The sequence below is a fragment of the Pseudoroseomonas cervicalis ATCC 49957 genome, assembly GCF_000164635.1.
GTDB lineage: Bacteria > Pseudomonadota > Alphaproteobacteria > Acetobacterales > Acetobacteraceae > Pseudoroseomonas > Pseudoroseomonas cervicalis.
In genome coordinates this window covers 133,090-140,994 of record NZ_GG770780.1, presented here as the reverse complement: position 1 = coordinate 140,994, position 7,905 = coordinate 133,090, and the positions used below count along the sequence as shown (strand labels likewise).

9 protein-coding genes are annotated in these 7,905 nt (G+C 72.5%); 4 read left to right on the top strand and 5 right to left on the bottom strand.

Going from position 1 to position 7,905, the window contains the following annotated elements; all coding sequences use genetic code 11:
• The coding region (locus HMPREF0731_RS23725; RefSeq protein ID WP_007004820.1) for a (d)CMP kinase at positions 1 to 166 on the bottom strand (166 nt) is incomplete at its 3' end.
• Positions 163 to 1,548 (bottom strand): 3-phosphoshikimate 1-carboxyvinyltransferase, encoded by a 1,386-nt coding sequence (aroA, locus tag HMPREF0731_RS14055; RefSeq protein ID WP_051014765.1) that lies wholly within the window; start codon positions 1,546 to 1,548, stop codon positions 163 to 165. The genes HMPREF0731_RS23725 and aroA, both read right to left, overlap by 4 nt.
• An 81-nt stretch (positions 1,549 to 1,629) precedes the next feature.
• On the opposite strand from aroA, the gene HMPREF0731_RS14050 reads away from it, so the two are divergent.
• Positions 1,630 to 1,950: a TIGR02300 family protein gene (locus HMPREF0731_RS14050; protein WP_007004818.1), complete on the top strand. Its 321-nt coding sequence runs from the start codon at positions 1,630 to 1,632 to the stop codon at positions 1,948 to 1,950.
• Positions 1,951 to 2,178: 228 nt separating this feature from the next.
• Here HMPREF0731_RS14050 and HMPREF0731_RS14045 read toward each other — a convergent pair whose 3' ends face one another.
• Positions 2,179 to 3,258, bottom strand: coding sequence for a catalase family protein (locus HMPREF0731_RS14045; RefSeq protein ID WP_007004817.1), 1,080 nt, complete (start codon positions 3,256 to 3,258; stop codon positions 2,179 to 2,181).
• A 199-nt stretch (positions 3,259 to 3,457) separates the two neighbouring features.
• A complete protein-coding gene (gene hemE, locus HMPREF0731_RS14040; RefSeq protein WP_007004816.1) occupies positions 3,458 to 4,501 on the bottom strand; it encodes a uroporphyrinogen decarboxylase in 1,044 nt (347 codons plus the stop codon).
• 329 nt (positions 4,502 to 4,830) lie between these two features.
• Between hemE and HMPREF0731_RS14035 the strand changes: the two genes are divergently transcribed.
• Together HMPREF0731_RS14035 and HMPREF0731_RS14030 are read left to right on the top strand one after the other, a co-directional pair.
• Positions 4,831 to 5,706 carry a pyruvate, water dikinase regulatory protein gene (locus HMPREF0731_RS14035; protein ID WP_007004815.1) on the top strand — a complete coding sequence of 292 codons (876 nt, stop codon included), beginning with the start codon at positions 4,831 to 4,833 and terminating at the stop codon, positions 5,704 to 5,706.
• Entirely contained in the window at positions 5,703 to 6,302 is a 600-nt protein-coding gene (locus tag HMPREF0731_RS14030) for a Maf family protein (protein ID WP_007004814.1), read from the top strand. Before HMPREF0731_RS14035 ends, HMPREF0731_RS14030 begins: the two co-directional genes overlap by 4 nt.
• A gap of 84 nt (positions 6,303 to 6,386) precedes the next feature.
• On the opposite strand, the gene hrcA is transcribed toward HMPREF0731_RS14030, so the two are convergent.
• Positions 6,387 to 7,523 carry a heat-inducible transcriptional repressor HrcA gene (gene hrcA, locus HMPREF0731_RS14025; protein ID WP_007004813.1) on the bottom strand — a complete coding sequence of 379 codons (1,137 nt, stop codon included), beginning with the start codon at positions 7,521 to 7,523 and terminating at the stop codon, positions 6,387 to 6,389.
• A gap of 181 nt (positions 7,524 to 7,704) precedes the next feature.
• On the opposite strand from hrcA, the gene HMPREF0731_RS25530 reads away from it, so the two are divergent.
• A partial coding sequence (locus tag HMPREF0731_RS25530) for a hypothetical protein (protein ID WP_040613361.1) occupies positions 7,705 to 7,905 on the top strand: 201 nt, incomplete at its 3' end.

The window sequence follows — 7,905 nt, the reverse complement described above, 5'->3', positions numbered from 1 at the left end:
GCCGCCCCGTGGCGCGGTAGAGCAGCCCGGTGTCGAGATAGGGCAGGCCGAGTTCGGCGGCCAGGCGGCGCGCCAGCGTGCCCTTGCCCGCCGCCGCCGGCCCGTCCACCGCGACGACCAGCCCGGCCAACGCGCTGACCGGCGAACTGGCCGCCGTGTCGTTCATGCGACGGGCGCGCCGTTCAGCCGGCGCAGCACCTCGCCCCCCGCCACGCGGTTCACCAGCGCGGCGAAGCCGGGGAAGGAGGTGTCGATGAAGCTGGAATCATCGACCGAGACCGGCTGCTCGGTCGCCAGGCCCAGGATCAGCGCGCTCATGGCGATGCGGTGGTCCATGTGGGTGACGACATTGCCGCCGCCCGGCGGGTTGCCGGCGCAGCCATGCACCAGCATGTCGTCGCCCTCGATCTCGACCTTGATGCCATTGGCGGCGAGCAGCGCGGCGGTCGCGGCGACGCGGTCGCTCTCCTTCACCCGCAGCTCGGCCAGGCCGCGGAAGCGGCTGGTGCCGGTCGCGCATGCGGCGGCCACCGCCAGGATCGGGTATTCATCGACCATCGACGGCACCCGCGCCGCCGGCACATCGACCGCGCGCAGCGCGCCGAAGCGGGCGGTCAGGTCGCCCACCGGCTCGCCGCCCTCGACCCGCTCATTCTCGACCGTCAGCTCGGCGCCCATCTCGCGCAGCGTGGTGAACAGGCCGGTGCGCAGCGGGTTGAGCCCGACATGCTCGACCGTCAGCGCCGAGCCGGGCACGATCAGCGCCGCCACCAGCGGGAAGGCGGCGGAGGACGGGTCGCCCGGCACCGCCACGGGCGCGGCGACCAGCTCCGGCTGGCCCTCCAGCTCGATGACGCGGCGCGGGCCGTCCTCGGCCACGCGCACCGTGGCGCCGAAATGGCGCAGCATGTTCTCGGTGTGGTCGCGCGTCGCCTCCGGCTCCACCACCCGCGTCACGCCGCGGGCGCAGAGGCCCGCCAGCAGCACGGCCGACTTCACCTGGGCCGAGGCCATGGGCAGGGTGTAGTCCAGCGGCATCGGCTCCGCCGCCCCCTGCACGGCCAGCGGCAGCCGCCCGCCGGCGCGGGAGGAGAACCGCGCGCCGGAGGCGGCCAGCGGGTCGGTCACCCGCCGCATCGGCCGCTTGCGCAGGGAGGCATCGCCGGTCAGCACGGCGAAGACCGGGTGGCCGGCCAGCAGCCCGCAGATCAGCCGCGCGGCGGTGCCGGAATTGCCCATGTCGAGCACGTCCTCCGGCTCCACCAGCCCGCCGACGCCACGGCCGGAGACCTGCCAGGCGCCCTCGCCCAGCCGCTCCACCGTGGCGCCGAGGGCGCGCATGGCGGCGGCGGTGCGCAGCACGTCCTCGCCCTCCAGCAGGCCGGTGATGTCGGTGCGACCGACCGCCAGCGCGCCGAACATCAGCGCGCGATGGCTGATCGACTTGTCGCCGGCGACCGTCAGGCGGCCGGCGAGGCCCTGATGCGGCCGGGCGGCGCGCAACGGCCTGATATTCTGTCCGTGTCCCACGACGCAGGGGTTTGACATGGGGGCGGGGTGCGTGGCAATGCGCGCCGTGTTTCTCGGCCGGCCCATCCCTGGCCCGCCTTTCCCGGGATATTCACGCTGATGGCCAAGCCCGAACTGGGTCTGAAACGCACTTGCGTCGCCTGCGGCGCCAAGTTCTACGACCTCACCCGCCAGCCCGCCGTTTGCCCGAAATGCGGCACCGAGCAGCCGGCCGAACAGCCCCGCCTGCGCCGCGCCGCCGCCCCGGTCGAGGAGAAGGTCAAGAAGCGCGCCGTGGCGCCCGAGGCCGACACGGATGATGTCGAGCTCGAGGACGTCGATGGCGACGACGCGCTGGAGGACGCCGAGGACCTCGACGATGCCGAGGACGACCTGGACGGCGAGATCGAGGTCGAGACCGACCGCGAGGAAGAGAACTGATCCGGCCGCCGGGGGCTTCCCCCGGCACGCCGCTTCCGGCCCAAGCCGGCGGAGCAATCCGCCGGCTTTTTTTGTCCGTGGGCGGCCGCGTGTCCGGGGCCGGGCGGCGCGTCCCCGGCCCACCCCTTCGCAGGCCGCCCTGCGGCCGTCAGGGCCGCGGAGCAGGCGCCCGCCCCTTCCCTTCACTGTCCCGGACGGCTGGCCCTCCCCTGGGCCTCTGGACCGGCCTCAGCGCCAGTCCAGCGCCTCCGGCTCCCGCACCGGGCAGCCATTGCGCGTCAGCCGGAACCGGGACGACGCCGCATAGGCGGCGCGGCGGGCGCGCATGATGCCGCCCAGCGGCCGGTGCGCCTCCAGCCCGTGCCAGGGGCTGAAGGCCATGCCCTCATCCACCGCGCGGCGCGCCGCCTCGGCCCAGGCGGGCTGCGGCGGGGCGCGCAGCCGGGCGATCGGGATGTAGGGACTCTGCTCCTCCGGCCAGGCGACCGAGGCATCCTCCACCGGCATGGTGTCGCGGTCGGTCAGCAGCTGCACCCGCACCTCCCACTCGCCGCCCTCGCGCCGCAGCACCGCGTCCGCCGCCCGGCGCAGCGCGTCCGGGTCGTCGGAGACATCGACCTCCACCCCCTCCAGCGCGCGCAGCGCCGGCGAGCGCGGCGCCACCGACAGCTTGGCCACGTAGTCGCCATGCCGCAGCGGCACCTGGCTCCAATAGGTCTCGCCCAGGACATGGGTGGTCGGGTGGCCGCCCAGGCTGCGCAGCGTCGCGCTGCCGCCGCCCACCGCCTCGGCCAGCTTCTCCACCTGGCGCAGCACGGCGGACGCCGCCTGCTTCAGCCCCGGCGCCCGGTCGGTGGTGGCGGCCAGCAGCTTCAGGCTGGAGAGGAAGGCGCGCGGATCCGGCGCCAGGAAGACCGGGGCGTTGGCCAGCACGAAATCCTGCGTCGTGGCGGCCTCCGAGCCCGGCAGGCGGGCGCCCTCCACCCCCAGCACCTTCACCGCCAGGCCGCGCGGCACGCTGACGCTGTCGGCCAGCACGTCGCCCGGATTGGTGGAGAAGCGCAGCACCGCGTCGAACCGCCTGGGCGTGGAAAAGATCCCCTGTGCCAGGGTGGGCGGCAGATGGCCCAGCACCTCCAGCTCGCCATGCAGCAGCGCATGCGCCTTGGCATGCACGGCGCGCTCGGCATGGCCGGAATCGGCGTGCACCGTCTCGGCGATCTGGCGCAGCGCCGCGACCAGCCCCTCGATGGTCTCGGCCTCGTCCGGCTCGGGGCGTTCCAGGGCGGGGTCGTAGCGGATCGGCATGGCGGGAGCGTCCTTGCAGGGGTTTCCCTGGCAAACGCCGCCCGCGCGGGGCTGTTGCTCCCGAGGGGGCTTTGCCCCCTCGACCCCCAGCAGGGGACAGGGTCCCCTGCACCCGCCTTCAGTGGAGTCCCAACCGATGGGTTTCCAAAGGCCTCAGGCCTTTGGTGGGGAGTGAGAGGGGCAAAGCCCCTCTCAAACCTCAGCCGATGCGGATGATGCGCGCCAGCGCCGCCACATGCTCGGGCGGGGTCGGCGGCACGATGCCGTGGCCCAGGTTGAACACGAAGGGCCGCCCGCGCATCGCCGCCAGGATGGAACGCGCCTCCGCCTCCAGCGACGGGCCGCCGGCGACCACCGCCTGCGGGTCGAGATTGCCCTGCAGCGTGATCCCCTCCGGCACGTTGGCGGCCGCCCAGCGCGGGTCCATGCCGGTGTCCATCGCCACCGTGCCGACCCCCGTGCGCTGCGCGTATTCCGCCAGCAGCGGCCCGGCCAGGCGCGGGAAGCCGATCAGCGGGATGTCCGGCCGCACCTTGCGGATCGCCCGCACGATGGCGTTGGTCGGCTCGATCGACCAGCGGCGGAACTGCGAGGGCGACAGCAGGCCGGACCAGCTGTCGAACAGCATCAGCGCCTCGGCCCCCGCCTCGGCCTGGGCCAGCAGGTAATCCACCGTGCCATCCACCAGCAGGCGGATCAGCTTGCCGAACAGCGCCGGGTCGGCATGCGCCATGCGGCGGGCATGGGCGAACTCGCCGCCGCCGCGGCCCTCCACCATGTAGCAGGCCACCGTGAAGGGGCTGCCGGCGAAGCCGATCAGCGCCGCCTTCGGCGCCTCCTGGGCCAGCCCCTCACGCACCCGCGCCACCGTCTCCAGGATCGGCGCGATGCGGGCGCGCATCTCCTGCGGCCGCAGTGCCGCCAGCCCTTCCGCGTCGCGGATCGGGTCCAGCAGCGGGCCCTCCCCCTCGGCATAGCGCAGCCCCTGCCCCATGGCCCAGGGTAGCATCAGGATGTCGCTGAACAGGATGGCCCCATCCATGCCGTAGCGGCGCAACGGCTGCAGCGTCACCTCCGCCGCCAAAGCGGGGTTGGTGCAGAGGCTGATGAAGTCCCCCGCCTGTGCCCGCAATTCACGGTATTCGGGCAGGTATCGCCCGGCCTGGCGCATCAGCCAGAAGGGCGGGGGCCACAGCGCTTCGCCGGAGAGGGCCCGCAGCAAGGGCTTCGACGCGTTTTCCATGGCGCCCCTTTCTATGAAAAAGAGTCTTTAAGAAAGATGGGGGGCTTATAGGGCCTGTGGATAAGGGGGACGCAATCCCGTCCCGCCCTGTCCACAAACTTCTCCACAGCCCCGAATCGGGCGCAAAGCCAGCTTAAAGGCCGGTTTGCGGAGTTTTCCACCGAGTCGTTCAAGGCGATGTGCCCAAGCCTCCCCAGCCCCCTGGAAATGCGGATTCCATCCCCGATTCACGCAGGGGGGGTGGAGCCGGACGAATCTTGTCCCCAATCTCCACAGCAATCCCCGCTTTCCTCCACCGGGCGCAACGCCCCTTTCCAGACCGGGAGCCGATGCCAAGCCGCATCCTGAACCTGCATCTCGTCTCCGACAGCACCGGCGAGACGCTGAACTCCATCGCCCGTGCCACCCTGGCCCGGTTTCCCGACCCGCATGTGGTGCATCACCGCTGGTCCCTGGTCCGCTCCCACCTGCAGCTCGAGCAGGTGCTGGAAGGCATCAAGGCGGAGCCGGGGCCGGTGATGTTCACCCTGGTCGACCGCTCGCTGCGCCATGCCCTGGAAGAGGTCTGCCAGCGCATCGGCGTGCCCTGCCTGTCGGTGCTGGACCCGGTGATGGAGCTGCTGCAAAGCCAGATCGGCCAGCAGGCGCGGGAGAAGCGCGCCGCCCAGTATGTGCTGGACGCCGACTATTTCCGCCGCATCGACGCCATGCACTACGTGCTGGCGCATGATGACGGCCAGGGCGTCGCCGGCATCGCCGAGGCGGATTGCGTCCTCGTGGGCGTCTCCCGCTCCAGCAAGACGCCGACCTGCTTCTACCTGGCCAATCGCGGCATCAAGGCGGCCAATGTGCCGATCGTGCCGACCTCGCCCCTGCCGCCGGAGCTGGAGAACCCGCCCTGCCCGGTGATCGGCCTGACCATCGCCACCGACGCGCTGATCGACATCCGCCGCCACCGGCTGAAGATCATCGGCAGCGGCGGGGTGCGGCAGGACACCAACGACTATGTGGATTTCGAGGCGGTGAAGGCCGAGATCCAGGCCGCCCGCCGGCTCTGCACCAGCCGCGGCTGGCCGGTGATCGACGTCACCCGCCGCTCCATCGAGGAAACCGCCGCCACCGTGCTGCAACTGATGGAAGCCTGGCACGCCCGCCGTAGCCTGGGCGCCAGCCAGGGGCCGAAGCCGGGGATGATCGGCGCGTGAGCATCCCCCTCATCCTGGCCTCCTCCTCCGCGACCCGCGCGGCGCTGCTGCGCGGCGCCGGGCTGGCGTTCGAGGCGCGCCCGGCCCGGGTGGACGAGGCCGCGCTGAAGGAAGCCGCCCAGGCCGAGGGCATCCCCCCCGGCGACGCCGCCATCCTGCTGGCCGAGGCCAAGGCGCAGCGCATCGCCCGCCAGGCGCCCGATTCGGTGGTGCTCGGCGCCGACCAGCTGCTGGTCTGCGAGGGCCGCTGGTACGACAAGCCCGACGACATCGCCGGCGCCCGCGCCCAGCTCCAGGCGCTGCGCGGGCGGAGCCACACGCTGCACACCGCCACCGTCGCCTGGCGCGGCGGGCGGCGCATCTGGCAGCATTTGGCGGCGCCGCGCCTGACCATGCGCGACTTCTCGGATGCCTTCCTCGACCGCTACCTGGCGGCGGAGGGCGAGGCGGTCACCTGGTCGGTCGGCGCCTACCGGCTGGAAGGGCTGGGGGTGCAGCTGTTCCGCGACATCCAGGGCGAGCACAGCGCCATCCTGGGCCTGCCGCTGCTGCCCCTGCTGGGCTTCCTGCGGCAGCATGGGGTGCTCGAGGAGTGAAAACTGGGGAGGCTTTGCCTCCCCAGACCCCTCCACCGGGGTGGCAGGGCCACCCCGGACCCCGCCATCAGCCGGGCTTGCCCTCTACCCCAGCAACCGGCCGATCACCCGCGCGGTGTAGTCCACCACCGGGATCACCCGGCCGTAATTGATGCGCGTCGGCCCGATCACGCCAATGGCGCCGACGATCTGCTCCTGCCCGTCGCGGAACGGCGCCACCACCATCGACAGGCCGGCGCTGGTGAACAGCCCCGATTCGGCGCCAATGAAGATCTGCACCCCCTGGCCGCGCTGGGCCAGTTCCAGCAGGCGCAGCATGGTCTCCTGCGCCTCCAGCCGCTCGAACAGCGCCTGGATCTCCTGCAGCCGGGCGATCTGGTCGACATTCTCCAGCAGCCGCGCCTGCCCGCGCAGGATCAGCGAACCGCCGCCGCCCCCCGCCCAGGTGGCCAGCCCCTGCTCCACCATCTGCTGCGTCAGCGCGTCGAGCGCCGTGCGGTTGGCCTGGATCTCCTCCGCCACCACGCCGCGCGTCTCCTCCAGCGTGCGGCCGGAGAGGCGGGCGTTGAGGAAGTTGCTGGCCTGGGTGAAGGCGCTGGGCGGCAGCCCGGCCGGCACCTCGATGACGCGGTTCTCCACCTGGCCATGCGCGTTCACCAGCACCACCAGAGCGCGGCCCGGGGAGAGGGCGACGAACTCGATGTGGCGGATCGCCGCCTCGGTCTTCGGCGCCACCACCAGCCCGGCGGCGCCGGCCAGGCCGGAGAGCATCTGCCCGGCCTCGGACAGCGTCTCCTCCATGCTGCGGCCGGCGGCGGCGCAGCGGATGGCGATGGCCTCGCGGTCCTCCTCCGACAGGTCGCCGAATTCCAGCAGCCCGTCCACGAACAGCCGCAGCCCCTGCTCGGTCGGCAGCCGCCCGGCCGAGGTGTGCGGCGCGTAGAGCAGCCCCGCCTCCTCCAGATCCGCCATGGCGTTGCGGATGGTGGCGGGCGAGAGCGTCAGCGGCAGCCGGCGCGACAGGGTGCGCGAGCCCACCGGCTCCCCCGTCTCCACATACATCTCGACCACTTGGCGCAGGATGGCGGCGCCGCGGCTGTCCAGCCCCGGCAGGCCGGAACGCCCGGCCGGCCGCCCGGTGAACAGCGGCGAGGCGCCGCCGCCCAGCCCCCCCGCGCCCTTGGCCCCGAACTCCCTGGCCAAATCCCGTTGCCCCTTCATGCCGATCACGATCGGTCAAAAACCCGCTTCACGCCACCGGCTCAAGCATGCGTGACCCTGGAAAACCCGGCTTTGCCCCGATCTTGTCACAGGCCGACACATCATGGCCATGAACGCGTTGCACGTCTCTCTAATGGTGTGCCGCAGGGCGCGGACAAGCGCGGAGGGGCTCATGAGGGATATGACCGGATCGCGGCTCTGGCCGCTGGCGCTGATGGGGTGGCTCGCCGCCTATCCGCCGGTGGGCAAGGATGCCCGCGCCGAGACCGTGCCAGGCTTCGAGGAGCCGGAGACAACGCGCTGCCGCGCCGCCACCGGGGGCGAGCGCACCGCCTGGCTGCGCGCCGCCCGCCAGCGCTACGCCGCCATGCCGGCCGAGCAG